Genomic DNA, 24,869 nt, shown 5'->3' with positions numbered 1-24,869 from the left:
CCGGGGCTGCGCGCCGGCAGCGGCGCGCAGCCGATAGAACGCAGTGGTGAAGTCCGTACCGCGCAAGGATGGATCATGACCTTCCTGAAACTCCCCAACGATTTACTGTTTCGCCTGCTGACGCTGGTCGCCTCGCTCGCGCTCGCGGCACTCACGGTTCTCGTCTTTTACGGCGTGATCATGCGCTACGTGTTCGAGAGCGCACCCGATTTCGTCGAGCCGATCGCATTGCTGCTGGTGGTCACCATCGCCATGTTCGGCGCCGCGCTCAAGGTGCGCGAGCGCGGGCATATCGGTCTCGATTCGCTCGTCAAGAAGCTTTCGCCGCGCTGGCAACTGATCGCGGAGGCATTCCAGCATCTCTGTCTGATCGCGCTCGGCGTGGCGATTTTCTTCGGCTGCCTGCAAATGGCGGAAACGACCATGGATGACCGTATCGCGATTCTCGGCGTGCCGGAAGCGGTGCGTTACGTCATTCCGGTCGTGGCCGGCACCTGCATCGTGCTGTTTTCGCTCGAGCATCTGCTGGCGCTATTCGTACGCAAGGCAAAGTAGGGCAAATATGGAACTCGCAATTCTTTCGCTCAGCTTTTTGGTGCTCCTCGCCGTTGGGGTGCCGGTTTCTTTCTCCCTCGGTCTCGCCTGCGTCAGCACGTACCTTTACGAAGGGCTGCCCGCCGCGACTGCCATGCAGTCGATGATCTCCGGCATGAACGCGTTTTCGTTTCTGGCCGTGCCGTTCTTCATCTTCTCCGGCGAGTTGATGCTGCACGGCGGCATTGCGGATCGCATCCTGCGCTTCGCCCAGGCCACCGTGGGTCACTTTCGCGGCGGCCTGGGCATGGCCAATGTCGTTGCGTGCACGCTGTTCGGCGGCGTTTCCGGTTCGCCTTCCGCCGATACGTCGGCCATGGGCGGCGTGGTCATTCCGCTCATGAAGCGCGAGGGTTATAGCGCTGCCTACGCTGTCAACGTGACGACGCACTCGTCGCTCGCCGGCGCATTGATGCCGACCTCGACGAACATGATCATCTACGCGTTCGCGGCGCAGGGCATTACCGGCACGCTGAACGGCCAGCCGATGAGCGGCGTTTCGATAGGAGACCTGCTTTTCTCGGGTCTGCTGCCGGTGCTGTGGGTCATGGGCTTCGTGCTGGTCGCCGCGTACTGGCAGGCGCGCCGCTTCGGTTATCCGCGCAGTGCAGACGGTTCGACCAAACTGCAGGTATTCCCCGGCTGGCTCGCTGTGGTGCGGGCGTTCCTCGGTGCGCTGCCTGGCTTGCTGGTGATCGCGATCATTCTTTTCTGCGTGGCGCGCGGCATTGCGACCGCGACGGAAGCGGCGGCCATAGCCGTGGTGTATTCGCTCGCGCTCACCGTGGTCGTGTATCGCTCGATGACGAAGGAGAAGCTGTTTTTCGCACTCTCCCGCGCGGCCAAGACCACGGGCGTCGTTTTGCTGTTGATCGCGGTGTCGAACATGCTGCGCTATCAGATGGCGTATCTGGAGATTCCGGAGGCGATCGAACGCGTGCTCGAACACGCCACGACGCTTCCCTGGCTGATGCTTCTCTACATCAACATCATCCAGGTGTTTCTGGGCACGTTCATCGACATGGCGGCGCACATCCTCATCACGACGCCGCTCTTTCTGCCGCTCGCCATGCATAGCGGCGTGGGCCCGGTGCAGTTCGGCATCATGATCCTGCTGAACTGCGCGCTGGGCCTCGTGCATCCGCCAATCGGCTCGGTGCAGTTCATCGGCTGTGCGATTGGCGACGTGTCGATCGGGGAGACGACCAAGGTCGCGTGGCCATACTATCTCGCGATTTTCAGCGCGATCAATCTGGTCACCTACTTTCCGTTCTTTTCGACGTGGCTGCCCAGCGTGATCAACGGGCATCCGGTCTTCTGATCAACCGGCACACTAAAAAAAGCGGGCACTCGTCAAGAGGGCCCGCTTCGTTTTTCAGCGTACGGTGCTTTCACGCCACGCGTATCACCACCTTGCCGAAGTGTTTGCCGGCTTCGAGCCACGCATACGCTTCGGGCGCTTCGTCGAAACCGAACACGCGATCCACCACGGGGCGAATCTGCTGCGCGCCGACGAAACGCGTGAGGTCGTCGAGCATCGCGCGGCTGCCCACCATGAGGCCGTGCAGCCGCTTGAAGCCGCCGATCACGGGAAGCAGCCCGAGTTCCGGACCCGCAAAGCTCGTCACGCCGCCGATGATCGAAACGAGCCCGCCCATTTTCGCGGCGGCCACCGAACGCGGCAGCGTATCGCGTCCGCCCACTTCTACCACGATATCCGCGCCTTCGCCGCCGGTGAGTTTCAGCACTTCGTCTTGCCATTCGGAGTGCGAACGATAGTTGATCGTCTCGTTCGCACCTAACCCACGCGCGCGTTCGAGCTTTTCGTCGCTCGAAGACGTGATGATGGTCCGCAAGCCCGCGGCGTGGGCGAGCTGGAGCGCCCAGATCGACACGCCGCCCGTGCCGAGCAACACTACGGTCGCGCCCGGCTTCGCCTGACCCTCGACGAAGATCGCATTCCAGGCCGTGATGCCGGCGCACGAGATCGTCGCGGCTTCCTCGTAGTTGAGGTGCGCGGGAATCGCAACGAGCGAGGTTTCCGGCGCGACGAAGCGGTCGGCCAGTACGCCGTCGAATTGCGCGCCGGGCGTCTCGCGCACTTTCTCCGGCGTGGGAGCGCCATCCAGCCAATGCGGGAAGTAGGTGTTGATCACGCGGTCGCCCGGTTTGAAGCGCGTGACGGCCGCGCCGACTTCGATCACTTCGCCCGCGCCGTCGGCGACCGGCACGAGCGGCGTGTCGCCCAGACCGAGGTAATCGCCGCGCGCGAACATCAGGTCGCGATAGTTGAGCGAGGCCGCGCGAACCTTCACGACCACGTCATGCGGGCCGGGCGTGCGCGGCGTGAAATCGGTGCGCGCCAATGCGCCATAGCCGCCGCCGGCCTTCAGTTTCCATGCATTCATGACTGCTCCAGTACGAGTAGGAGCATCTATGATAGTGTTGCTTGTGCGGCGACATTGGCGAGTTTTTGGAGTCCCGTTGTTGCCGCAATGGATACAAAAAGGAGTCTGTGTATGAACGACCGCTTAAGCGGTGTGGCCGAATTCGTGGACGTGGTGGATGCGGGCAGCTTCTCCGCTGCGGGCGAGCGCCTTGGCGTGACGCGCTCGGCGGTCGCGAAGATCGTCGCGCGGCTGGAGCAGCGCCTGGGCGTGCGCCTGCTGCAGCGAACCACGCGCAGCTTGAGCCTCACCGACGAAGGGCACGCCTATTACGAGCAATGCCGCCGCGTGCTGAGCGAACTGGGCGCCGTGGAGGCCGCCTTCGATCACGGCCGGCGCGAGCCCTCGGGACGCTTGCGGATCAGCGCGCCGGTGCTGTTCGGGCGTCAGTGCGTGGCGCCCGTGGTGCGGCGGCTCGTAGAGGCGCATCCGCGCCTGAATGTCGAACTGTCGTTCAGCGATCGTGTGGCCGATCTCGTCGAGGACGGCTTCGATCTGGCCGTGCGTATCGGCACGCTGCCTGATTACGGCACGCTCGTCGCGCGCCGGCTTGGCGTGCAGCGTATGGGCATCTGCGCGTCGCCGGCTTATCTCGTGCAGCACGGCAAACCCGCCGATATTGCCGCGCTCGCCGCGCATACCGGCATTGCGTATGGCCGCGCTGGACAGAGCCCGGCGTGGCGCGTGCGCGGCCTCGATGGGGCAGTCGAGGAGTGCCGGCTCGCGTCGCGGCTGTGCTTCGACGACCTGCTCGCGATTGCCGATGCGGCGGCCGCGGGCGCCGGTCTCGCGTGGCTGCCGTGCTGGCTCATGGGCCCGTATTTGAGCGACGGACGGCTCGAACTCGTCATGGACAGCAAGAGCGTGATGGGCGACGAAGTGCACGTCGTGCGGCAGAAGACGCGGCATATGCCGTCGAAGGTGCGCGTGGCGGTGGACGCGCTCGTCGCGGATATTTCGCGCATGCTCGGCGCCGACCAGAACCACGCGGACTACGTGGACGCAAACTGACGAAATTTCGTCGAGGTTTCCGTTGAGCGCGCCGGGCGCGCCGCTTATGAGCGGCCGCCGCTTTCCAAACCACTCCTGACGGATGAGCGCAGCCCCGGGCAACCCTTACTTCGCCACCGGCATCGAAAATTCCGCACCCTTTTCCGTGCTTTCTGGCCAGCGCTGCATGATCGACTTCTGCTTCGTGTAGAAGCGCACGCCTTCTTCGCCATACGCGTGCATGTCGCCAAAGAGGCTGCGCTTCCAGCCGCCAAAGCCGTGCCATGCCATCGGCACCGGAATCGGCACGTTGATGCCCACCATGCCCACCTCGATCTGCCGGCCGAATTCGCGCGCCACATTGCCGTCGCGCGTGAAGCAGGCCACGCCGTTGCCGAACTCGTGATCGTTGATCAACTGCACCGCTTCGGCGAAATCCGTGGCGCGCACGCAGGCGAGCACCGGCCCGAAGATCTCTTCCTTGTAGATGCGCATTTCCGGCGTGACATTGTCGAACAGCGTGCCGCCGGTGAAAAAGCCATTTTCATGGCCGGGCACCTTCAGGCCGCGCCCGTCGACCACGAGCGTCGCGCCTTCTTCCACGCCGGTTGCGATATAGCCTTCGATGCGCTCCAGCGCCTGCTTCGTGACGATCGGGCCCATTTCCGCATCGGCTTGCATGCCGTCGCCGATCTTGAGCGTGCGGGCGCGCTCGGCGAGGCGCGGCACGATCTTGTCCGCCACGTCGCCCACCAGCACGGCCACCGAGATCGCCATGCAGCGCTCGCCCGCCGAGCCGTAGCCCGCGCCGATCAGCGCGTCCACGGCCTGGTCGATGTCGGCGTCGGGCATCACGACCATGTGGTTCTTTGCGCCGCCGAGCGCCTGAACGCGCTTGCCGTGCTTCGCACCCGTTTCGTAGATGTAGTTCGCGATCGGCGTGGAGCCCACGAAACTCACGGCCTTCACGTCGCGATGCGCGAGGAGGGCATCGACCACGATCTTGTCGCCCTGCACGACGTTGAACACGCCGTCGGGCAGACCGGCTTCCTTGAGCAGACGCGCCATGAAAAGCGAAGCCGAAGGATCGCGTTCGCTGGGCTTGAGGACGAACGTGCAGCCCGCCGCGAGCGCCACCGGGAACATCCAGCACGGCACCATGCAAGGAAAGTTGAACGGCGTGATGCCGGCCACGACGCCGAGCGGCTGGCGCACGGTCCAGTTGTCCATGCCCGTGGAAACCTGCTCGGTGTAGTCGCCCTTGAGCAGTTGCGGAATGCCGCAGGCAAATTCGATTACGTCGATGCCGCGCGCCACTTCACCTTGCGCGTCGGAGAACACCTTGCCGTGCTCGGCCGTGATGATTGCCGCGAGTTCGTCCTTATGGCGGTTCATCAGTTCGAGAAAGCGCAGCATGACGCGCGCGCGCCGAATAGGCGGCGTGTCGCGCCATTGCGGGAACGCGGCCTTCGCGCTCGCCACGGCGGCGTCCACGTCGGCGGCCTCGCCCAGCACGAGGCGGCGCGCGGCGGCGCCCGTCGCGGGGTTGAAGACCGCTTGCGTGCGGTCGCCGGCGCCGCGTTCGGTCTTGCCGCCGATGAAGTGGACCACGTCTGCGGAATCGGTGTAGGCCTGCATGTCATCTCCTCGCTGAATGGGTGCGTGCCGCCAGTCTACGGAGCGCGCGGCAGCGAGAAAAGACGCCGGCGCTGAATTGATTGTTTTCCATGCTGAACAATCGCTTGCCTGGTCTGTGAAAGATGCGCGGGCGGCATGCTAGTATCGACGCGAAGATTGCGAGCTTTGACACGGATTTTTCATCGATGGATACGCAGCGAGTCGAGGCGCTCTGGACGCATTTGCACTGGCTCAACGTGCTCGCCACCCAGGGCAGCTATACAGCGGCGGCGGCGCGCCTGGGCGTGAGCAAGGCGGCCGTGAGCCAGCGCATTGCCGAACTGGAGCGTGTAGCGGGTGTCCCGCTTGTGCAGCGCACCACGCGCAGCGTGCGCTTCACGGAAGCGGGGTTGCGGCTCGTGGAAGACACGCGCGCGCAGTTCGACAGCATCGCCGCAAGCTTCGCCAGCGTGCGCGAAATGGCCGAAGTCGCGCGCGGCACGGTGCGCGTCACGGCGCCCGTGGCCTTCGCGCGCCAGCAACTGGTGCCGCGGCTTGCGCGGTTTTCGCGCGCGCATCCCGAAGTCCGCGTGCAACTAGAGCTTTCCGATCGGCTTTCGTCGATCGCGACCGAAGGGTTCGATCTCGCGATTCGCCATAGCGCGCAGGTGCCGGAAACTCACGTGGCCTGGAAACTGTGCGACACGCGCTCGGTGATCGTCGCCACGCGCGCTTACCTCAAGCAGCGGGGCACGCCGCAAACGCCCGCCGATCTGGCGCAGCACGACTGTCTGTTCTATCCGCGCGCGCTGGGCGCGGGCGTGTGGTCGTTCGAAAAGGCTGGCCGTCGCACGGAGGGCGCACGCGAGACGGTGACGGTGAACGGCCCGTTCTCGGCGAACAATAGCGAAGCGCTGCGCGACGCCGCGCTCGAACATCTCGGTATCGCGCTGCTGCCCGATTTCAGCGCGCAGGCCGCGCTGCGAGCCGGCAAGCTCGTGGTGCTGTTGCCCGCCTGGCGTCCGGTGGGCGCGTTCGCTTCGCAACTGCACGTCGTGCGGCCATATGGGGCGCAAGTGCCGCGTGCGGTCAAGCACTTCACGGAATTCCTGCGGCAAACGTTCAAGGATGGCTTTCCGCTGGACTGACGCTATCCTTGATTCAAAACGGAGGCAGACGCATGAATCAGCTCGAAACCCATGTGGCGGATTTAGGGCGGCAATGGTACGTCGAACGCGAGTGTTCGCTCGATGCATTCGTGACCCGGCTGCAAGACGACGGCAAGCCGTTGCACTTCGCCAGCGATATCCGGCGGCGCATTCCGGCTTACGACTGCCAGGCCCTTGAAGGCGCGCTTCACGACGCGACGCAGCGCGCGCAGTTGCAGGCCGAGTGGGCGTACGTGCTGCGCGACGGCGCGGGCGTGCTGGTGCTCGAACGCGCTTATGCCAGCACGCAACCGGTGGACGAAGCGACCGCTGCGTTCGAGTCCATCATTCGCGCCGAGCGGGCGCACGGATCGAGCGGGGCGGACCACTTTGCCAAGGCGGGCGCGAACGACCGCATCTGGAATGCGCAGCAGAAACTTTGCCTCAACGCGCCGGCGGTATTCGTCGATTACTTCGCGAATCTTCCGCTCATGGCAGTGTGCGAGGCGTGGCTAGGCCCGTGCTATCAGATGACCTCGCAGGTCAACGTGGTGCGGCCGGGCGGCGCGGCGCAGGAGGCGCATCGCGACTATCACCTGGGATTCCAGACGATCGAGGAGGCGCAGCGGTATCCGGCGCATGTGCATCGCGTGTCGCCTTTCCTCACGCTTCAGGGTGCGGTGGCGCATAGCGACATGCCGGTCGAGAGCGGGCCGACGAAACTCCTGCCGTATTCGCAGCGCTATGCCGAAGGCTACCTCGCGTGGCGGCGCGCCGATTTCCGCGAGTATTTCGAAGCGCATTGCGTGCAGTTGCCGCTCGCCAAGGGCGACGCGCTGTTCTTCAATCCCGCGCTGTTTCATGCGGCGGGCGCAAATCGTACCGCCGACGTGCAGCGCATGGCGAACCTGCTGCAGGTTTCATCGGCGATGGGGCGCGCCATGGAAGCGCTCGACCGCACGAGCATGTGCGAAGCGGTTTATCCCATGCTGCGCGAGCGGCGTCTAAACGGCCGTCCTGACGATGCAGCCGAACTCGCGGTCATCGCGTCGTGCGCCGAGGGCTATCCGTTTCCCACGAATCTCGACCGCGACCCGCCCGTGGGCGGACTGGCTCCAGAGAGCCAGCAGGCGCTCATGCAGCGCGCGCTGCATGAGGACTGGGAGCCGGCCCGGTTCGCCGAGGCGCTGCGAGCGCATGACGCGCGACGCGACCCGGCATAGGCGGTGCAATGGCCTTGCCGGCGACGCGACGATGAGGCGCAGATAATCAGGACTGCAATCGGATCCATCTGCCTCGATTCCAGTGCTCACCCTTCGGCGAAACGCGCTTCGTTCAGATCGGCGATAAGCGTCGGGCCCGTCGGATGCCAGCCGAGCCGCGCCCGGGTGAGCGCACTCGAAGCGGGCATGTCCATGGCGACGAACATGCCCATCCACCCGAAATGCGCGGCTGCGTCTTCCGGCGCGATGGAAACGGCGGGCAGGCCGAGCCCCCGGGCGAGCGCCTCGGCAATCTCACGGCTCGTCACGCCTTCTTCGGCGACCGCGTTGTAGCGTGCGCCGGGCTGGCCTTTTTCCACGGCGAGCCGGTACACGCGCACGACGTCGGACAGGTGGCAGGCTGGCCAGCGGTTCTCACCGCTGCCCACGTAAGCGCACACGCCTTTTTCGCGCGCGATGGCGACGAGCGGTGTAATGAGCCCCTGCCGGAACGGGTTGTGAACCTGCGGCAGCCGCACCGCGCCCACATTGAGCCCTTGTTCCAGCAGCGCCTGCCCGGCCAGTTCGGAAGCGATGCGCGGGTTGGGATGGCTCGTATTGAAGACGTCCTCGCTCGCCGGTTCGCCGTGCGCGCCGCTGCCGATGCCGGTGCCCGAGGTGATGAGCAACGGTCGATCGGAGCCGGCGAGCGCCGCGCCGAGCGCCGCAATGGCGCGCCGGTCCTTTTCGCAGTTTTCGACGAAGCGCGAGAAGTCGTGGTCGAAGGCCGTATGGATCACGGCGTCCGCCTGTTCCGCGCCCCTGCGCAACGTTTGCGGTTCCTCCAGCGTGCCGCGATGCACGCGGGCGCCCGCCCGGGCGAGCGCTTGCGCGCCCGCGTCGGAGCGGGTCATGCCGATCACCTCGTGACCGGCTTCGATGAGTTCCGGCACGAGCGCCGAGCCGATGAAGCCGGTCGCGCCGGTCAGAAAAATTCGCATGGTCGCTTCTCCTGGGTCATGACGGGCGTACTATCTCCAAATTTCCTATACCGTTAAAGTAGTGAGTTCATCATATTAAGATGACTAACAGGCTCTCCATTCCGATCCATTCCGCGGGTTCGCTCGGCGAGTTCCTCAGACGTTGCCGCACGCGGCTAGACCCGGCGAGTTTCGGCTTCAGCGGCCGGCGGCGCACGCCGGGACTGCGCCGCGAAGAGGTGGCGCAGCGGGCCCATATCAGCCCGACGTGGTACACGTGGCTCGAGCAGGGGCGCGGCGGCGCGCCTTCGCCGGAGGTGCTCGAACGCATTTGCGGCGCGCTGATGCTCACCGACCCCGAGCGCGAGCACCTCTTCATGCTGGGGCTCGGGCGGCCGCCCGAAGTGCGCTACAAGCCCGTGGAAGGCGTCAATCCGCGGCTGCAACGTCTGCTCGACTCTCTGCGCTACAGCCCGGCCATCGTCAAAACCGCCACCTGGGAGGTTGTCGCGTGGAACCGCGCGGCCGCCGTCGTGCTGACGGACTACGGCAAGCTGCCGCCGGGCCAGCGCAATATCCTGCGCTTCCTGTTCTGCAACCCCGACGTGCGCGCCAAGCAGCACGACTGGGACAGCGTGGCCCGCTTCGTGGTGGGCGCGTTCCGGGCTGATGTGGCCCGCGCGGGCCTCGTATCGGCCGTTGGCGAACTCGTCGATGAACTGTGCAGCGTGAGCCCCGAGTTCGACGCCCTGTGGCGCGACAACGAAGTGCATACGCACGCGGAGGCCGCCAACGTCAAGCGCCTGCACCATCCCACGCTCGGGCTGATCGCGCTGGAGCAGTCGGCGTTTTCCGTCGATGGCCGGCCGGACCTGCACATGATCGTCTACAACCCGGTCGATGCGGGGCAGGCCGAGCGTATCAAGGCTTTGATCGAACAGTCGTGATGCCGTTGCGGGCATCCTGCGTGCGAAAGCGTTTCATCAGGACTCCAGACGGCTGGATAGCGCCTCGACACGCCCGTTTGCGGTGCGGGCTTCCTGTCTCAGCGCACGTCGATCGATGCCGCGATGCGGTCGGCCAGTTCGCCGAGTATGCGGCTGAGCGCGGCGGCCTGAGCCGCCGCATCGTGCCCCTCGATCTGCGTGCTGAGCGCGGCCTGCTGGGTGAGCGTGGTTCGCGCGGGTTGGCCCGACAGGAGCGTCCACGCCGCTTGCACCGTGAGCGTTCCATTCGCGTTCGCGTTGCAATCCAGCACCGTCACCACGAGCGTGCGCGTGCCGGCTGGCGCGGGCGCATCCGGGAAAATGAATGCGCCGGGCGGCAGGCGCGGCAGCAGGTTTTGCGCGAGCGTGCTGCGCATCATCTGCGCGAGCGGCGCGCCCCAGCGGTCGTTATCGTCGATAGCGAGCCGGTTGGGCGCGATTTGCGTCACCACTTCGGGCCGGTCGAGCACGGCGGGAATGTGCACGGCGCTCAGTTGCACCGGCGCCATGGCAGCCGTGGAAAGGGGCGCCTGCGCGGGCGTGGCGTCCAGCGTAACGAAGCGGGTGGGCGAGCCATGGCCACATCCGGCGATCCCGATGCCGGTACCGATTGCAATGGAGGCCAGCACGAACGCGCGAAGCCCGCGCGCGGCGCCCGCCGCCATGTACTCGCGGCGTATGACGTGACGGCGGATCATTGGCTTTCCTCCTGCGCCTTGCCGCGCAACAGCGCTTCGGGATGGCGGTCGAGATAATCGGCCAGCGCGCGAATCGAGCGCGCGGTATCGGTCAGTTCGCGCAGCGCCGCGGGCAGATCGTTCTGGCTCGAAGCGTCGGCGCCCAGCGTGCGACTGGCCGCCGCGACGGTGCGATCGGCTTCGCTTGCCGTCTCGCGCAGTTGCGCGACGAGCGGACCGATCTGCGGCGACACCTGCGCGAGCGTATGGTCGATCTGCGCAACCGAGCGGTCGATGTGCATGAGGCTGTCGCGGATCTGCGGCGAAGCGCTGATGGCGTTTACGTGCGCGACGATGCTGCGCACTTCGTCGCCCGTCTGCTTGATGGGCAGCTCGTCGATTTTTCTGATCACGTCGTTGGCGCGGGCGGTCATGGTGTCGAAGTCGGCGGGGGCAGCGCTGGGGATCACGGGGAGTCCGTTTTCGGCGGCGAGCCTCGCATTCGGTGCGCCCGCAACGAAGTCGAGATTGACCTTGCTCGGCCCGACGAGCGGCGGGTCCTGCGAAAGACGCGCGCGCAGCCCGTCGGCGACGAGGTGATCGAGCATGCTGTCCACGAGCGGCCGCCAGTTGCCGTCCGCGGGCGGCGGCGCGCCGACAATGCCCAGTTGCGCCGGGTCGAGCACGAGTTGCACGGGCGTGCTCAGCGTACCCGTGCGCGCGTCGTAGCTCAGGCGCACGCTCGTAACGGTTCCCACGCGAAAGCCGCGCAGGTCCACTTGCGCGCCGGTCGCGAGGTTGCCTGCCGCGCCGTCGAAATGCACCGCGTAGCTCACCATCGGCCCGTGTCCGGGCGCGAGCGGCGGGCGGCGGTCGCTGCCGTCGAAATGGTCGGCGTGTTTGCCCGGGCCCGGCTCCATGATGATTTCAGGCCCGGCAAGCATGGCTTTCAGCGAGGAGGGATCGCTCAAATCGACCTTCGCGCCGTTCAGGAAAAAACGCGTGCCCGTACGTAGATAGGCGTTTTCCGCGCGATCGATCTTGAGCTTCACGTCCACATGCCGGCCATCGGGCGCGAGCGACACGTCCGAAACGGAGCCCACCTTCACGCCGCGCAGCGTGACGATCGTGTCGTCGGGCTTCATGCCGTAGGCATTGTCGAACGTCACCACGACAGTCTCGCCGTCATGAACGAGCGCGCGCAGTCCGAGCCATCCCGTCGCGCCGATGGCCGCGATCGGCACGGCCCAGATCCAGCCGGGCCACGTGGAGCGCCTTACCTCGGCTTGCGTGCGGTGGCGAGGCGCGCCGCTCATGGCTTTCTCCGCGCGTCCCACATCATGCGCGGGTCGAAGGAGCGTGAAGCCATCATCGTGAAGAAGACGACGAGCGCGAACGCCGTCGCGCCGATGGCGGGCCGCGCCACCGCCACGCCCTCGAAGTGGATCAGCGGTACGAAGGCCACGATCGTGAACACGTCGACATTGGACCAGCGGCCCAGTTCGTCGATCCAGCGATAAAGATGGGCCTTGGCGCGCAAGTGGCGGCGCGAATGGCGCAGGACGGAGGCGATGAACCACATCATGCCGCCGAGTTTGGCAAGCGGAATGACGATGCTCGTGCCAATGATAAGGATACCGAATGGCCAGAGTCCGACATGAAAGAGCTGGTAAACGCCGTCGATGATGCGGTCCGATTCGTAATGGCCGAGCTGCAGCGAAACGGTCATCGGATAGAAGTTGGCCGGCACCGTGAGCACGAGCGCGGCCGCGGTGAGCGCTGCCGCGCGTACGATGGCGTCGGGCTTGCGCGCGCGCAGTTTCAGGCCGCAGCGCGGACATGGCCGGCCCTCGTGCGCAATCGGTGCGATGAAGTCGCACGCGGGGCACGACAGCGCGCCGTGTCCCACGGGCGCTTGCTGGTCTGGGGCGATGGCGCGCCAGACGGTGCGGCGGTCGAGCGTCGCGCGCGTGAGCATCGACATGAGCGCGGCGACGATGAAACAGTAGCCGCCCGCGCCGATCGTGCCGGTAAGATTCTGCGTGACGCGCGCATAGCCGACGAAGCAGCCGACGAGATACACATCGGGCATGGACCAGATGTCGAGGGCGACGGTCCAGCGAAAGAGCATGCCGATCTGCCGGAAGCGCACGCCGAAGCGCACCGCGCCGAGCACGATAGTTAGCAAACCGAAGCGTACGAAAGGCAGCACGATGCCGAATGCGCCGAGCAACAGCGCGAGCGCGAGCCAGCCGTCACGCCATATCGACACGATGCCCGAGGCGAGAAGGGATGAGCGTTCGGTGCCGAGTATGTGCACCGTCATCAGCGGCGCGAGATTGGCGGGGAACAGCAGGACGAAGGTCGTCAACGAACAGGCGAGCGAAGCCGTGATGCTGCGGCCGCTGCGCCGCTCGAGCGGGTAGTGGCAGATTCTGCAGCGCGCGAGCATGCGCGGGCCGAGCGGAGGGATGTCCTCCAGGGCGCCGCACTCGGGACAGCCAATCGTCATGGGCGGGGCTCCTGACTCGCCTCGCGATGCAATGGCACGGCGCGCGGGCGTTGACGCGCCGTACGCGGCCTGGTCCCTAGTCTTCGTCCTTGTTGCGGTTCAAGGCCCATACGGCGCCGAGCGCGAAGCCGACCGCGGCGGCGAGGCCGAGCGCCGTCATGGGCTTGTCGGCGACGTTGTCGCGCGTGACGTCAGCGGCATTGTTCAACGCCTGCTGCGATTTGCCATATAGCATCCTGGCCTTGCCGGCCAGCCCCATGGCGGGGTCGCCCAGCAGGCTGCCGGCCAGATCCTGCGCTTGACCGGCGACCTTGTTCGCGACGGCTTGTGCGTCTCTCGTGTCCATGATCGTGCTCCTTTGCGTTTCGATAAAAGCCTGGAATGTCGCGCGACTCACAACAGTCGCGGACATTCGCGCGACGGGTTTCGCAGAATCGGTGCCCCACGTCTCAGCGGCGAGCCGGGCGCAGCAAGCATCGCCGCGTCAGTGCCAAAAGAGCGCGATGAGGATGATGATCGGAATCGGAACGCCGAGCAGATAAAGAAGAATCGAGCGCATGTCTGCCTCCTTAAGGTTCGGAAACTGGCGTGATTGCCATTGTCGATAAAATTTGCGTTAAAACTCGCGCATCCGGCCGCCGATCGTCGCCATGAGACTCGCGGCGAAGGCGCCCATCAGCAGGGAGACGAAAAGCCACAGCGTTACCTGGACGGTCGCCTTGCGGGCCGTTTCCACCGCGGCGCGCGCGGCGCTTTCTTCGGCTTGCGCCTTCTCCTGCAGGCGCGACCAGGTAGTCGTCACGCGCGCGCGGGCATCGGCGGGCGCGAGCCCCGTTCTTTGCGCGACGATGCTCGCCACGTAGTCGGTGTCCTCGGGCGAAAGCGTGCCGCTGGCAGGTTGGCTATTGAGGAAGATGCGCACGATTTCCTGCCTCTGTTGCGCGCTCGCGAAGACCTGGTCCGCGCCCGAGGCGTCCGAAGCGGCCGACCCCGCCGAAGCGCCGGCGTTCGCGGCGGCGCCCGCGGGCGGGCGCAGCATCCCGTCGATCAGATAACCCATGGGCCAGGTGTTGTAGGCGACGAAGGCGTTGCCGCGGTTGAGGGTGCCTGCGCCGGCGGCCATGCGTTCGGCGCTTTGTGCGCCCGCGCTCACGCCCGCGCGCGTCAGCCCGGAAACGGCCGATGTGAGGAACGCGGCGGTGACGACCGTGGCGAGCGCCCAGGCAAGAAAGCCGTGCGCCGTGTCGCGAAAGTGGGTTTCGTCGGTGCCGATGCCGGGCCAGTGGCGGCGCAGCCGCCCCGCGAGATAGCCGCCGAGGCCGGCGGACATTACCTGCGTCACGCAGATCCAGATAACCGCCGCCACGCCGAAGGTTTTGGCATGCGCGCCGCTCCCGGGCCACGGCGAGATCGACGACAGGCCGAGGCCCGTGCCGAGCGTAAGCAGAATGAGCGCGAAGGCGGCCATGCCCGTCGCGCCGGCCAGGATGGCGCTCCAGGAAACGGCGGCGCGTATGCGTTCATAGGGCTGCTCCGCAGTGCGTGCATTTGCGTAGTCAGCCGCGAGTCGATCGGTATCTTCCATGGCGCTCCCCCTTTCGGTCGTAGGGCCCGCACGGCGTGGCGAGCCGGCAGGCAGGTCGAGAGCCGCAGCGCACGAATCGTGCCGCGTCGAAGAAAAAGCTGCGACCTTCGCGTCGAGGCCGGCAGAAGGCTGGCAGACGGCTATTTGGCGCCGGTGTCTTCGGCGGGATTGGCGCGCGGGGCGGAGGCTTCTTTCGGGTGGGCAGCGCCGCCATGCGAGCGTGCTTTGTGCTGCTGATCGCCCTTGGAGCCGGGCGCTGTGGTGTGCTGCCCGAGTTCCGAGCCGTAGGGCGACGGACCGGTGCCTTGCGCCATCGCGACCGGGCAGGCCGCCGACGCGCAGAGCAGCGCGGCATAGGTGAGATGCGGGAGCGTTTTCACGGTGCCTCCAGGTAACGCGGTGCGTGCGTGTACCCGCGCAAGCGGGATGCCGCTGTCTGAAGCGGCGACTCGTCAGCGGCTGACGAGCGGCTTTTGCGCGCGTGCCGACGCGAGCACGGCGGTGAGGTGGGCGAGCCGGACCGGTTTCGCGAGATGCCGGTCGAAGCCTGGCTGGGCGCTGCCCAGCGTGTCGCTGTCCTGAGGCCGGCCGGTGAGCGCGACCAGATACAAGCCGCGCAGATCGGTCCGCGCGCGGACCCGCCGCGCGAACTGGCAGCCGTCGACTCCCGGCATGTCGAGATCGACCTCGCAACCGAGGACTTCAAGTAGTTCGCCGAGGCTGCCGGCGGCTCCACGGCGGCCGCGCAACGGTTACGGGCCGAGCAGACCCTCGGTGGGCAGGGACAGCTTGCCATGGTCGACGAAGCGCGTGCCGCCCAGGCCGCCGGCCAGGCGACCGCGTATTTCGTAGGGAAGGTTTCCGGTCTGCGCGCTGCCCGCCAAGGCGAACGCCTGACGCACGGCGGCGAACGCCGGCACCGTTAGCGGCACGACGATCAACGCTTCGCCGAAGCGTGGCACGACGCCGCCTTGAGCGCTCACGCCGCTGGCGAACGACTGACCGTTCAGATCCAGTTGCAGCGACACGCCGCTAAATTCAACCGGCGCGTCATTGGGATTCTGAATGCGTAGCTTCACATTGAAGCGCATCTCCATGCCTTCGCCCGGCAGCGGTTCGAGCCCCGCGACGTTGACGCGCAGCGGCTCCTGGCCCATCCAGCCCGCGCAGCCGCCCAGCCAGAAAACGAGGCAAAGCAACGCGAAGAAGAGTCGGAGTTGGCGCCTGGTGTCAGGTGCGGGCATGGGAAACACCTCGTTCGTGGAGTCCGCCAGAAGGCGCTTAGTGTAGCGTCGATTCGTCGTCGGTTTCGCGGGCTGGCATGGAACCTTGCGAAACCTGAGATACGCGGCATGTCGCAAGGGCGGCGGGGCGCCATTGCGTCATCCTGACATCGGACGCCGAAGAAGGCGAAGCGCGCTGCCGCGATGAATCAACGCTTGCTCCGTAAATTAATTCCAGGGAGAATGCGCGCTGACGGAACCGGCATCGACGCCGGCTTCCTGCGACCCGGCGCGTCGTACCGGGCGGCTCAATCATTTCCGGGCAATGGCGTCCGCAACGGTAGTCCTGCCGGATCACTGCCCATGTTCAAGCGCATTCTTTCCGAACTCGCCCGTGTGTTGGTTGCGGACGGGCGAACCCCCGACTTCCCGGCCATGAACGACCTCCCGTGCAGCGCATTTGACGAAGCGGCCATCGAACGGGAAAACGCGTTGTCCCGTTCGCGCGACTGTGCGGGCACGCGCGCGGCCCGCTCGCGCCGCCGTGTCTGGAGGCTTCGCGAAGTGCGCAGAGAGGCGGGCAGTCGTTCACTACCGCGCCGCTGAAGCCATCTATTTTTCATTCGTTCAGGGTCTTCCCTGCCATGAGGGCGGGCTGTCCCCGCTTGTCGAGGCGTCCTCAGGGTTCTCCCGGGCAACCAGGTGTTTCCTCGTGTTTTTGACGACTCGACGAGGGTATTCTGGACTGCTACCTTGCCCCGCGCAGGTGCTTCCGCAGCGTCGATCACGCTTGCGGCATCCATGTCTTGACTACCCTGTCTATCGAGAACCGAGGGAGATCCCATGAAAAAGTTGTTTGCAGCCATATCCATTGCCTTGATCTCCGCCACGGCCAGCGCCGGAGCCTTTGCGGCGGACACCATTCGCTTCGGCGTCGATGCGAGCTATCCGCCGTTCGAATCGAAAGCGGCAGACGGAAAACTGGTCGGCTTCGACATCGATCTCGGCAACGAGATTTGCCATCGCCTGAATGCGAAATGCGTCTGGATCGAAAACGACTTCGACGGCATGATTCCGGCGCTCAAGGCGCGCAAGTTCGACGGCGTGCTCTCGTCGATGTCGATGACTCCCGCGCGCAGAGAGCAGATCGCGTTCTCGGACAAACTGTTCAATACGCCGACGCGCCTCGTCGTCAAGACGGGCTCGGGCATCATGCCCACCGCGCAATCGCTCAAGGGCAAACGGGTGGGCGTGGAGCAGGGCACGATTCAGGAGACCTATGCAAAGGCGCATTGGGCGACGGCGGGCGTAGAGGTCGTGCCCTACCAGAACCAGGACCAGGTTTATCAGGACCTGCTGGCCGGCCGCGTGGACGCGGCGCTGCAAGACGCCGTGCAGGCCGAAGTGGGCTTTCTGAAGACGCCGCGCGGCCAGGGCTACAGCTTCGCGGGCGGCGATCTGGATGACCCGGCCACGCTCGGCAACGGCGCGGGCATCGGCCTGCGCAAGGAAGACACGGCGCTTAAGACGAAGATCGACGGCGCGATCGCCAGCATCATCAAGGACGGCACGTACAAGAAGATCGAGAAGAAGTACTTCGACTTCGACGTGTACGGAAAGTAATGTTTGATTAGCAATGCTTAAGGCGTGAAAGCGGACGTGTCGCTTTCACGCCGCGAGTGACTTGTGCGGCTTTTCGCGTTGCTTTCATGCGGGGCGCGCCGGTCAGAGCGCGAGGCTTTTGCCGGAAGCATCGACTTCGATGCCCCAGTCGCCGTGTTCGAGCCAGTCGTCGCCGAGCAGTTCGGCGGGATGCTGCGTGCGGCTCTGGCCGTTGCCGCATCGCATGTCGTGGGCCGGGCAGTAATGGTCGCAGCCCCAGCACAGCCGCTCGGGGTGCTGTGGGTGAATGGGAAACTTCTTTGCCATGATGTCGCCCCTGTGCGATCCCGGACAAAACGTAATAACGAGATTGTCGTCCTTCCGCGGCACGGTGGCGTATGTCAGAGTGTCGCGCCCAGGAGACGCTTCTCCCGCGAAAACGGCGCCGCGCGCGGCCGCTGGGTTTGCAGGCCGACATGGCGCGGCAGCTTGCCGCGGCTGGACGGCCGGGCGCTTCACACCGCGCTTATATCGCCGGCAACCTGTTCTCCTCGCGCGGCGCTTGCCCGGCCATTTCGCGAGATCGGCGGCGGACATCGCCTCGCGTAACACCAGCCTTGGCCGTACTGGACGCCTATATTGCGCAGCCACGTCGCCTGAGCGCCCGACTCCACGCCCTCGGCGACAATTTGCAGACCTGATTAGTGGGCCATGGAAATGATGCGCGGCGCCATGTTTGCAACGGAACCAAGGCGCCGCCGTGGTTGCGTTGCCGATAGGACCATGGTCCGATTGCCCGCCTGCGCGCTTGCCGGCATGATCTGCCCGTGCGGCTCGCCAGGTTTGCTGCTTGGGGAAATGTGAATGGGTGCTCTGTTCAATATCGTGAAGCGCGTGTGGCTCGTCGCAATGATGGCGCTCGTGGCCGCTTGCGCCCAGCCGTGGCAGAGCTACGAGCCCGGCTCGGACCCGTCCGCGTTGATTGCGCGTCTCGGGCCGCCGCGCGAAACCTATAACCTGCCGGACGGCGGCAAGCGGCTCATGTGGCCGACCCAACCGATGGGGTCGACGAACACCGTTGCCGACCTCGATGCGAGCGGCAGGATCGTGAGCGTGCGTCAGGTTTTGCAGTTGAGCGAATTCAATCGCGCGAGGGTCAACGAGTGGACGCGCAACGACGTCCTGATCAATTTCGGAAGGCCCGCGGAAACCGCATACTTTTCGCGCATGCAGCGGGAAGTCTGGTCCTACCGCTACATCGAGAACAACATCGATTACATGATGTTCCACTTTTATTTCGACGATCAGGGCATCCTGCGGCTCACGCAAAGGACGCCCGATCCGATGCGCGACCGGAACCTCAGGCGCGGCTTCTAGACCGGCTTGCGTTTCATGCAACCGACGCGCGGCGGCTAGTGGCAATACAAGTCGTTTTCGGCATTGAACATATCGAACGCGAGGCTGATGGCCTGATCCCTGCGCACGGTCGCAAGCCAACGGCTACGCCGCCATTGATTCACCGTGTTGCCGACAAACGCTGCGCTCGCTGCATCTCCCGCGCGCGTTGCGATGAATGCGGCCTGTGGAGCGATCGTTCCGGGTAGCGCGCGATAGTAGGACCAGTCGGCCTGTTTGAGCAGCGCCTCGATTACGAATTCGTCGTCGACGAGGGCCGCGCAGTCGCCCGCCTGGAATGCCAGCAGCGCATCCAGCGGCCGCTCGAACCCGCGCACGCTCGCATTGAATTCGCGTGCCGCGCGCTCCGCATACGGGTTGCCTTGCGACGCACAAATCATGCGGCCGCGCAGGTCGCGCCACGTTCGCGCGTTCCCATGGCTCAGCACGAGCGCCATCCCGCGTCCGCTGGTGTACGAGGCCGGTGCGAACGCAAGCCGGCCATCGGGCGAGAAACTCAGTCCCGCGATGGCGGCATCGGCATTGCCCGACTCCACGGCGGCGCGCGCGGCGGACGGTTCCGTGAGCAGGAGTTGCACGGGCAGCCCTAAGCGGCGAGCGAGATCGGATGCGAGCGCAGCCGCGAACGGATCGGGCGCGCGCACCGTGCGGTCGACCTTGCCGACGTAAAGCGTGGGCGCGGGGCGCGGGGGCACCGCTACGATCAGCACGCCGCGCGCCGCCGCCGCAACGAACGGCGGATCGTTGTCGATGAGGCTGCGTAAGAAGTCGCTCTTCAGCGCACACATGAGCAGCGAGACAACGATGAACGCGACCGGCCAGGGCCAACGTCGCGGAATGGGTGACGCGGCCGTCGGAGCGCTTCTAGCCATTCTGCGCGAGTCCGACTCGCCAGCGCAGCAGTTGCCTTTCCAGTATCGACAGGCTTTGATTAATCAGCAGTCCAAATATAGCGAGCAGGACGATGCCCGCATACATGTCGGGAATCTGGAACGTTTCCTGCGAATTGAGCGTATAGAAGCCGAGCCCGGAGCGCGCTCCGATCATTTCCGCTGCCACCAGCGCGGTAATGCTGTAGGCGCCAGCGAGCCGCACGCCTGTGAGAATCTGCGGCAGCGCCGCCGGCAAGACGACCTTCGTCGCGATGAAGCGTTGCGAGGCGCCCATCGAACGCGCGCAGTCGATCAGCACGCGCTCGACCTGCTTCACGCCCGCAATCGTATTGAGCAGGACCGGCCAGAATGCGGCCCAAACGACAATGGCGATTTTCGACGATTCGCCGATGCCGAGAAACAGCATGAACACGGGAAAAAGCGCGAAGGCCGACACCTGCCGCAGCAGTTGAAAGACGGGGTCGACAATGCGCTCGACGCGCCGGAACCAGCCCAGCAGGAAGCCGCACACGATACCGCCCGCCACGGCGAGTAGCAGGCCGCTCAGGGAGCGCACGGCGCTCGCGCCGATATGCGTCCACGCGTCGCCGTTTTCGAACAGGCGGGCAATGGCGAGCGCGACCTGCGAAGGCGGGCTCAGATAGGCCGCGTTGACCACGCCGAGCCTGGGCAGCAACTCCCACAGCAGCAGGAACGCGACGAGCGCGATGGAGCGCTCGACGCCCAGGGAAACACGGGCGATAGACGCACGAACGCGTGTGCGCCGCACGCCGCGAGGCAAAAGTGCGGGCGCTTCATGCACCGCGCCCGGGTCGGACATCGAATCAGCCATGCTGGGCTCCCGATAATGCGGGGGTTTGCGGCTGCGCGTCGAGTTCCGCGCTGAGGCTTTCCCATGCGCGCTGCCGCAGCGCGACGAACGCGGGCGAGTGCCGCAGCGCGGCGTCGCGCGGGCGCGGCAGATCGACGTCGATGATTTCCTTCACGCGGCCAGGACCGCGGCCGAGTATGGCGACGCGATCGGAGAGAAAAATCGCCTCGTCGATGCTGTGCGTGACGAACACGACGGTCGTGGCGCTGTGTTCCCAGATCGCGAGCAATTCCTGCTGAAGCAATTCGCGCGTCTGCGCGTCGAGCGCGCCGAACGGTTCGTCCATCAGCAAAATCTCCGGGCCATACGCGAGCGCGCGAGCGATAGCCACGCGCTGGCGCATGCCGCCGGAAAGCTGGTGCGGATAGTGATCGGCGAAATCCAGCAGGCCCACGAGGCGCAAAAAGCGTTCGGCTTCGCTGCGCCGCGCGGCGGCCTTCATGCCCCGAATTTCGAGCCCCGCTTCCACGTTTCGGCGCACGGTGCGCCACGGAAAGAGCGCATAGCCCTGGAACACAAAGCCGAGCTTTTGGCGCACGGTGCTCACGGGAGCGCCGTCCACGCGGATGTCGCCCGAGGTTGGCGGCATGAGCCCGGCGAGCACATTCAGGAAGGTCGACTTGCCGCAGCCGCTCGGCCCCAGCAGCGAGAGGAATTCGCCTTCGCGCACGGCGAGATCGAAACGCTTGAGCACGGTGTGGCGCGTGTCCGTTTGCGCGTTGACATAGGTGAGCGATAGATCGTGCGCAACGATCTTCTCGCGTAGCGCAGCCGTGTTCACGAGCGCGTTCCGTTGCGCGGCGTCGTCACGCTGGCCTGCGCTTCGTGCTTCGCAAACGGATTGAAATCGTTCGTGTAGACATCCTTAACGTTGACCTGCCCCTTCGGAATCTTGCCGGCTGCTTCGAGTATGTCGATGTAGTACTGAATGGGCGGCTCGGTGACGACGAGATCTTTCACGTAGGCGTAGCGCTCCACGAGCCGGACGTCGATGCCAAGCCGCTCGGCCGTGAGCTTGCGCGCTTCGTCGGGATGCGCGTTGACCCAGTTGCCCGCCTTCGCGATGGCCGTGACGAAGTCGCGCACCGCCTGCGGGTGCGCGCGTGCAAACGCACCGTTTACGCTATAGGGCGCCATGCCGCCAAGGCCGTGGTCCTCGTCCCAGTCGCTCCACAGCTTGCGCAATTGCGGATCGGCTTCGGCGGACCCGGAAAAGGGCGGATGAATGATCGCGACGTCGACGTTCTTCGTGACGAGCGCCTGCTCCGACTGATTGTCGGGCACGACGAGCCAGTTGACCTTCGAGACGTTCACGCCATGCTGCGCCAGGTACTTTTTGGTCACGAACTCCGCGCAAGCGCCAAAGCTGTTGAACGCCACGGTTTTGCCTTCGAAGTCCTTCGGCCCGAGAATGCCCGAGTCCTTGCGCACGAAATATTTCATATGCGGCGCGTCGGGCAGCGTTTCGCCGCCTGCGGAAATTACTTTGATATCGGCGCCACTGGCAATCGCGGAGATGACGAGCGGCACCATGCGCGTGCCGAAATCGATATCGCCCGTGCCTACGAGCGGAATGATCTGTGGCGCGGAAATCTTGCCGACGTATTTGGGCCGCGTGCTCGTGTTGTCGAAATAGCCCAGTTTGTCGGCGAGATAGACCAGATCGAACGCGGGATTGTCGGGATACTTGAAATACGTGACCTCCTGGTGCGCCGACGCTTGCCGGGTCGTTGCAGATGCGTCTTGCGCCTGATCGTCATGCGGCTTGCAGCCGCCTTGAAGAATCAGCGCCGCTGCGGCGCACGCGGCAAGCAGGAGGGTTCCGGCGGAGCGCCGACGGATATTCAAGGGGAGTGCCATCATGTGCGGAGACTCGGCAACGAGCAGGATAAGTGAATTGACGATGCTCGATGATTGTCGATCTGCAACGGTTTCAGTCAAACCAACGAATAATGATTTGCTTAGTTGTTCATATCGAACGATCGAACCTGTTCGATTACTTCTGCTGTTGTGTCGAAACATCTGCTGATGCTTCTGCGGGCGTGCTGTGTGCGCTGCCTGGAATGGCGGCGATCAGATCGCCGGGATGCACCATTAATTCACGCACGAGGTGCAGCGTCGCGTACTGGTTGAGCACCGCATGCCATCGCGGCGATTGCGTGAGTTGCTGCCAGATCGCACCCAGCATTGCCGGATCCGTGTGTTGTCCGTCCTGTTGGGCGCTGGCGAATTCGATGCTCGCCTGCGCGGATAGAAGCTGCATGCGGCTCGCGGCGTTGAGCACGCGCGGGGCGCTTTCGGCGGGCGCGTCGCAGCAATAAAGAACGGTTTGCATCAAGCGGGAGGCTTCGGCGCCGTGCGTGCGCAGCGATGCGCCGTTCAACCGCACCGCGCCCTGCCGCGTCTCGAACGTGTAGACGACGTTTTCCTCGGCCTGCGCGAGCAGGCGCAAGCCGCGCATTAGCCGTGGGAGGTCGGTCGTTGCGGACTCAACGGATGCTTTCGCTTCGACGAACAGACGCGCGTTCCAGACCGGTTCGGTGTCTAGCGGCTGCTCGTGCGGCCGCTCCAGCAGGACCACGTCCCATTCCGTTTTTGCGCGCTCGTGCATGCCCGGTATCGAGGCCGGAACGCGCATCGAACTCACCACGCGGTATGTCTGCGGCTCCGTGTGCGTTGCGTTGAGCCGTTGAGCCAGGGCTTCGAGCGCCTTGACGGCCAGCGCCTCGACAGCCGCGCCGCGCTGCTGGGAAGCGCGGCCTTGCGCCACGGCTGCCGGCGTCCCCGGACGGGGACCATACGCATCGAGCAATGATATGTACTGCTGCACAAGTGTGCCGGTGGTGAGAGCTTCGAGCCTGCACAGGCGCGCGAGTGCGGGACTTTCCAGGAGATTCGTGAGCGCCCGCTCGAAAGCCGCGTCCTTCGCCGCAAGGTCCGGCACGGCGAGAAGGATTCGTAACGTGTCATGAAGTCCCGCATAGTGCGACTGATGGTGAGCGGCCGACGCGCACGCGTGCAACTGCGCGAGCGCTTCGCGCTGCCACGCCTCGCGGGTACGCTGCTGCCTCGCCGGATGCGCGATCGCGTTGACTGCGACATGGATTTGCCGGCGGTCCTGGTCGGCCTGCGCCGAGAGCGACGCAAACTCGCGCACTTCGGCGTTGCGGTGGCGCAGCACCATCGCCTGGAATGCACGGTCGCCGGAATCGGGCTGAATGGCTTCCGTAATCATGGCCGCGAGCGCGTCGATAAAGCGCGACTTGAGCGCCGCGTCCGGCGCGTTGCCATGCGACACGGCTTGACGTGTCTGTTCGATCACGACCGCCAGCGCCGTGGCGGGGGCGGCGTCCCGAAGCAGCGACGCGGAAGCGGCAATATCCTGCGGCAAGCGATAACGACGGGGGACGTCGCGGAGGATGGTTTCAAGCAGCGGAGCTGGGATGGGCATTGGCAACGTTGCGGCGTGAATATGCGGGGTGATGAGCACATGGTCTCATACCCCGCACTTCCGCTAGTGGCGCCCCTGCTGCGCGCGTGCGGCGCGCGTCTTCGCCGCCTTCTTCGCCGCGGCGGAGCGGCCCGCCGCGCCCTTGGTCTGCGCCGCCTTCTTCGCGGCGGCCGAACGGCTAGCCGCCGGGCGTCGCGCCGCCGCGTCCTTCGCCTGCTTCGAGACGGCTTGTGGCGATGCCCCGGCCTGGCTCTCGCGCTTGAGCACGTTCGTCGCCGTGCGTGAGCGTTTGGCCGTCGATTCCGTGCTCGCGCGGGTTTTTTTCTCGCCCTGGCCAGCCGCGACATCCTTTGCGGCCTTCTTGCGCGTCGCCTCGCTTGTCTTGCCGGGCGCCGGCGGTTTGAGGTCTACGCCGGCGCGGCGCGCCTTCGAGAGGCCGATCGCGACAGCCTGCTTCGCGGAGCGCACGCCGTGCTTGCCCTCGCGCACGCGATCGAATTCTTCCTTCACGAATTCGCCGGCCTGGGTGCTTGCGGACTTGCCAGCGCGCTTGTCGGCGTGCGCGCGCTCGATGGTTTTCTTCTCGGGCATTTTGGCTCTCCTTGATGGGTGACCCGGTCGTGCGCGCAAGCGCCGTTCCGCGCTGGCGTGACCCGGCCTCGCAAAGCGCCATTG

General features: G+C 65.5%; 28 protein-coding genes. 9 read left to right on the top strand and 19 right to left on the bottom strand.

Translation table 11 applies throughout. The annotated features are described in order from the left end of the window. The first annotated feature begins 75 nt into the window (after positions 1-75). Both U5768_RS29205 and U5768_RS29200 read left to right on the top strand, forming a co-directional pair. The gene (locus tag U5768_RS29205; RefSeq protein WP_322033791.1) at positions 76-555 is read left to right on the top strand and encodes a TRAP transporter small permease; all 480 of its coding nucleotides are present in this window, start codon (positions 76-78) and stop codon (positions 553-555) included. Between the two features lie 7 nt (positions 556-562). Then, positions 563-1,915 (top strand): TRAP transporter large permease, encoded by a 1,353-nt coding sequence (locus tag U5768_RS29200; protein WP_322033790.1) that lies wholly within the window; start codon positions 563-565, stop codon positions 1,913-1,915. Positions 1,916-1,985: 70 nt separating this feature from the next. Here U5768_RS29200 and U5768_RS29195 read toward each other — a convergent pair whose 3' ends face one another. Then, entirely contained in the window at positions 1,986-3,002 is a 1,017-nt protein-coding gene (locus tag U5768_RS29195; protein ID WP_322033789.1) for an NAD(P)-dependent alcohol dehydrogenase, read from the bottom strand. A gap of 111 nt (positions 3,003-3,113) precedes the next feature. On the opposite strand from U5768_RS29195, the gene U5768_RS29190 reads away from it, so the two are divergent. After that, positions 3,114-4,052, top strand: a complete 939-nt coding sequence (locus tag U5768_RS29190) for a LysR family transcriptional regulator (protein ID WP_322033788.1) — start codon at positions 3,114-3,116, stop codon at positions 4,050-4,052. Positions 4,053-4,157: 105 nt separating this feature from the next. On the opposite strand, the gene U5768_RS29185 is transcribed toward U5768_RS29190, so the two are convergent. Further along, positions 4,158-5,669, bottom strand: coding sequence for a CoA-acylating methylmalonate-semialdehyde dehydrogenase (locus tag U5768_RS29185; protein ID WP_322033787.1), 1,512 nt, complete (start codon positions 5,667-5,669; stop codon positions 4,158-4,160). Between the two features lie 185 nt (positions 5,670-5,854). Here U5768_RS29185 and U5768_RS29180 point away from each other — a divergent pair, with 185 nt between their 5' ends. Continuing rightward, positions 5,855-6,796, top strand: a complete 942-nt coding sequence (locus tag U5768_RS29180; protein ID WP_322033786.1) for a LysR family transcriptional regulator — start codon at positions 5,855-5,857, stop codon at positions 6,794-6,796. Positions 6,797-6,828: 32 nt separating this feature from the next. Beyond that, the gene (locus U5768_RS29175) at positions 6,829-8,019 is read left to right on the top strand and encodes a phytanoyl-CoA dioxygenase family protein (RefSeq protein ID WP_322033785.1); all 1,191 of its coding nucleotides are present in this window, start codon (positions 6,829-6,831) and stop codon (positions 8,017-8,019) included. Positions 8,020-8,105: 86 nt separating this feature from the next. On the opposite strand, the gene U5768_RS29170 is transcribed toward U5768_RS29175, so the two are convergent. Beyond that, entirely contained in the window at positions 8,106-8,999 is an 894-nt protein-coding gene (locus U5768_RS29170) for an SDR family oxidoreductase (protein WP_322033784.1), read from the bottom strand. Between the two features lie 80 nt (positions 9,000-9,079). On the opposite strand from U5768_RS29170, the gene U5768_RS29165 reads away from it, so the two are divergent. Then, positions 9,080-9,925 carry a helix-turn-helix transcriptional regulator gene (locus U5768_RS29165; protein WP_322033783.1) on the top strand — a complete coding sequence of 282 codons (846 nt, stop codon included), beginning with the start codon at positions 9,080-9,082 and terminating at the stop codon, positions 9,923-9,925. A 98-nt stretch (positions 9,926-10,023) separates the two neighbouring features. On the opposite strand, the gene U5768_RS29160 is transcribed toward U5768_RS29165, so the two are convergent. The 8 genes from U5768_RS29160 to U5768_RS29125 all read right to left on the bottom strand — a co-directional run bounded on the left by U5768_RS29160 (position 10,024) and on the right by U5768_RS29125 (position 15,982). Beyond that, a complete protein-coding gene (locus U5768_RS29160) occupies positions 10,024-10,662 on the bottom strand; it encodes a PqiC family protein (protein ID WP_322033782.1) in 639 nt (212 codons plus the stop codon). Then, positions 10,659-11,957 (bottom strand): MlaD family protein, encoded by a 1,299-nt coding sequence (locus tag U5768_RS29155; protein WP_322033781.1) that lies wholly within the window; start codon positions 11,955-11,957, stop codon positions 10,659-10,661. Before U5768_RS29155 ends, U5768_RS29160 begins: the two co-directional genes overlap by 4 nt. Further along, entirely contained in the window at positions 11,954-13,153 is a 1,200-nt protein-coding gene (locus tag U5768_RS29150) for a paraquat-inducible protein A (protein WP_322033780.1), read from the bottom strand. Before U5768_RS29150 ends, U5768_RS29155 begins: the two co-directional genes overlap by 4 nt. Positions 13,154-13,229: 76 nt before the next feature. Beyond that, positions 13,230-13,499 (bottom strand): CsbD family protein, encoded by a 270-nt coding sequence (locus U5768_RS29145; RefSeq protein ID WP_322033779.1) that lies wholly within the window; start codon positions 13,497-13,499, stop codon positions 13,230-13,232. 270 nt (positions 13,500-13,769) lie between these two features. Next, a complete protein-coding gene (locus U5768_RS29140; protein ID WP_322033778.1) occupies positions 13,770-14,738 on the bottom strand; it encodes a hypothetical protein in 969 nt (322 codons plus the stop codon). Positions 14,739-14,878: 140 nt separating this feature from the next. Next, a complete protein-coding gene (locus U5768_RS29135) occupies positions 14,879-15,118 on the bottom strand; it encodes a hypothetical protein (protein WP_322033777.1) in 240 nt (79 codons plus the stop codon). Positions 15,119-15,190: 72 nt separating this feature from the next. Then, complete coding sequence (locus tag U5768_RS29130; RefSeq protein ID WP_322033776.1) at positions 15,191-15,412, bottom strand: hypothetical protein; 222 nt, start codon at positions 15,410-15,412, stop codon at positions 15,191-15,193. A gap of 78 nt (positions 15,413-15,490) precedes the next feature. Continuing rightward, positions 15,491-15,982, bottom strand: a complete 492-nt coding sequence (locus tag U5768_RS29125) for an LEA type 2 family protein (RefSeq protein ID WP_322033775.1) — start codon at positions 15,980-15,982, stop codon at positions 15,491-15,493. 342 nt (positions 15,983-16,324) lie between these two features. Here U5768_RS29125 and U5768_RS29120 point away from each other — a divergent pair, with 342 nt between their 5' ends. Continuing rightward, positions 16,325-16,567, top strand: a complete 243-nt coding sequence (locus U5768_RS29120) for a hypothetical protein (RefSeq protein ID WP_322033774.1) — start codon at positions 16,325-16,327, stop codon at positions 16,565-16,567. 237 nt (positions 16,568-16,804) lie between these two features. Further along, positions 16,805-17,584, top strand: coding sequence for an ABC transporter substrate-binding protein (locus U5768_RS29115; RefSeq protein WP_322033773.1), 780 nt, complete (start codon positions 16,805-16,807; stop codon positions 17,582-17,584). Between the two features lie 102 nt (positions 17,585-17,686). On the opposite strand, the gene U5768_RS29110 is transcribed toward U5768_RS29115, so the two are convergent. Together U5768_RS29110 and U5768_RS29105 are read right to left on the bottom strand one after the other, a co-directional pair. Continuing rightward, complete coding sequence (locus U5768_RS29110; protein ID WP_322033772.1) at positions 17,687-17,890, bottom strand: DUF3079 domain-containing protein; 204 nt, start codon at positions 17,888-17,890, stop codon at positions 17,687-17,689. 188 nt (positions 17,891-18,078) lie between these two features. Beyond that, the gene (locus U5768_RS29105; RefSeq protein ID WP_322033837.1) at positions 18,079-18,252 is read right to left on the bottom strand and encodes a hypothetical protein; all 174 of its coding nucleotides are present in this window, start codon (positions 18,250-18,252) and stop codon (positions 18,079-18,081) included. Positions 18,253-18,427: 175 nt separating this feature from the next. On the opposite strand from U5768_RS29105, the gene U5768_RS29100 reads away from it, so the two are divergent. Further along, entirely contained in the window at positions 18,428-18,940 is a 513-nt protein-coding gene (locus U5768_RS29100) for a hypothetical protein (protein ID WP_322033771.1), read from the top strand. A gap of 35 nt (positions 18,941-18,975) precedes the next feature. Here the strand turns inward: U5768_RS29100 and U5768_RS29095 are convergent, their stop codons facing one another. The 6 genes from U5768_RS29095 to U5768_RS29070 all read right to left on the bottom strand — a co-directional run bounded on the left by U5768_RS29095 (position 18,976) and on the right by U5768_RS29070 (position 24,785). Then, positions 18,976-19,851, bottom strand: a complete 876-nt coding sequence (locus U5768_RS29095) for a transporter substrate-binding domain-containing protein (protein WP_322033770.1) — start codon at positions 19,849-19,851, stop codon at positions 18,976-18,978. Then, a complete protein-coding gene (locus U5768_RS29090) occupies positions 19,844-20,704 on the bottom strand; it encodes an ABC transporter permease (RefSeq protein ID WP_322033769.1) in 861 nt (286 codons plus the stop codon). The genes U5768_RS29095 and U5768_RS29090 overlap by 8 nt, the downstream gene beginning before the upstream one ends. Then, a complete protein-coding gene (locus U5768_RS29085) occupies positions 20,697-21,524 on the bottom strand; it encodes an ABC transporter ATP-binding protein (RefSeq protein ID WP_415913991.1) in 828 nt (275 codons plus the stop codon). The genes U5768_RS29090 and U5768_RS29085 overlap by 8 nt, the downstream gene beginning before the upstream one ends. Further along, complete coding sequence (locus U5768_RS29080) at positions 21,521-22,591, bottom strand: ABC transporter substrate-binding protein (RefSeq protein ID WP_322033835.1); 1,071 nt, start codon at positions 22,589-22,591, stop codon at positions 21,521-21,523. Before U5768_RS29080 ends, U5768_RS29085 begins: the two co-directional genes overlap by 4 nt. A gap of 148 nt (positions 22,592-22,739) precedes the next feature. Next, positions 22,740-24,194, bottom strand: a complete 1,455-nt coding sequence (locus U5768_RS29075) for a 3-deoxy-D-arabino-heptulosonate 7-phosphate synthase (protein WP_322033768.1) — start codon at positions 24,192-24,194, stop codon at positions 22,740-22,742. A 63-nt stretch (positions 24,195-24,257) separates the two neighbouring features. Then, on the bottom strand, positions 24,258-24,785 hold the full coding sequence (locus U5768_RS29070) for a DUF6496 domain-containing protein (RefSeq protein WP_322033767.1): 528 nt from the start codon (positions 24,783-24,785) through the stop codon (positions 24,258-24,260). Positions 24,786-24,869 lie beyond the last annotated feature (84 nt).

The sequence above is a fragment of the Paraburkholderia sp. J76 genome, assembly GCF_905220295.1.
Taxonomy (GTDB): domain Bacteria; phylum Pseudomonadota; class Gammaproteobacteria; order Burkholderiales; family Burkholderiaceae; genus Paraburkholderia.
Note: the sequence above shows the minus strand (reverse complement) of the source record. Positions and strands in the feature narration are given on the sequence as shown.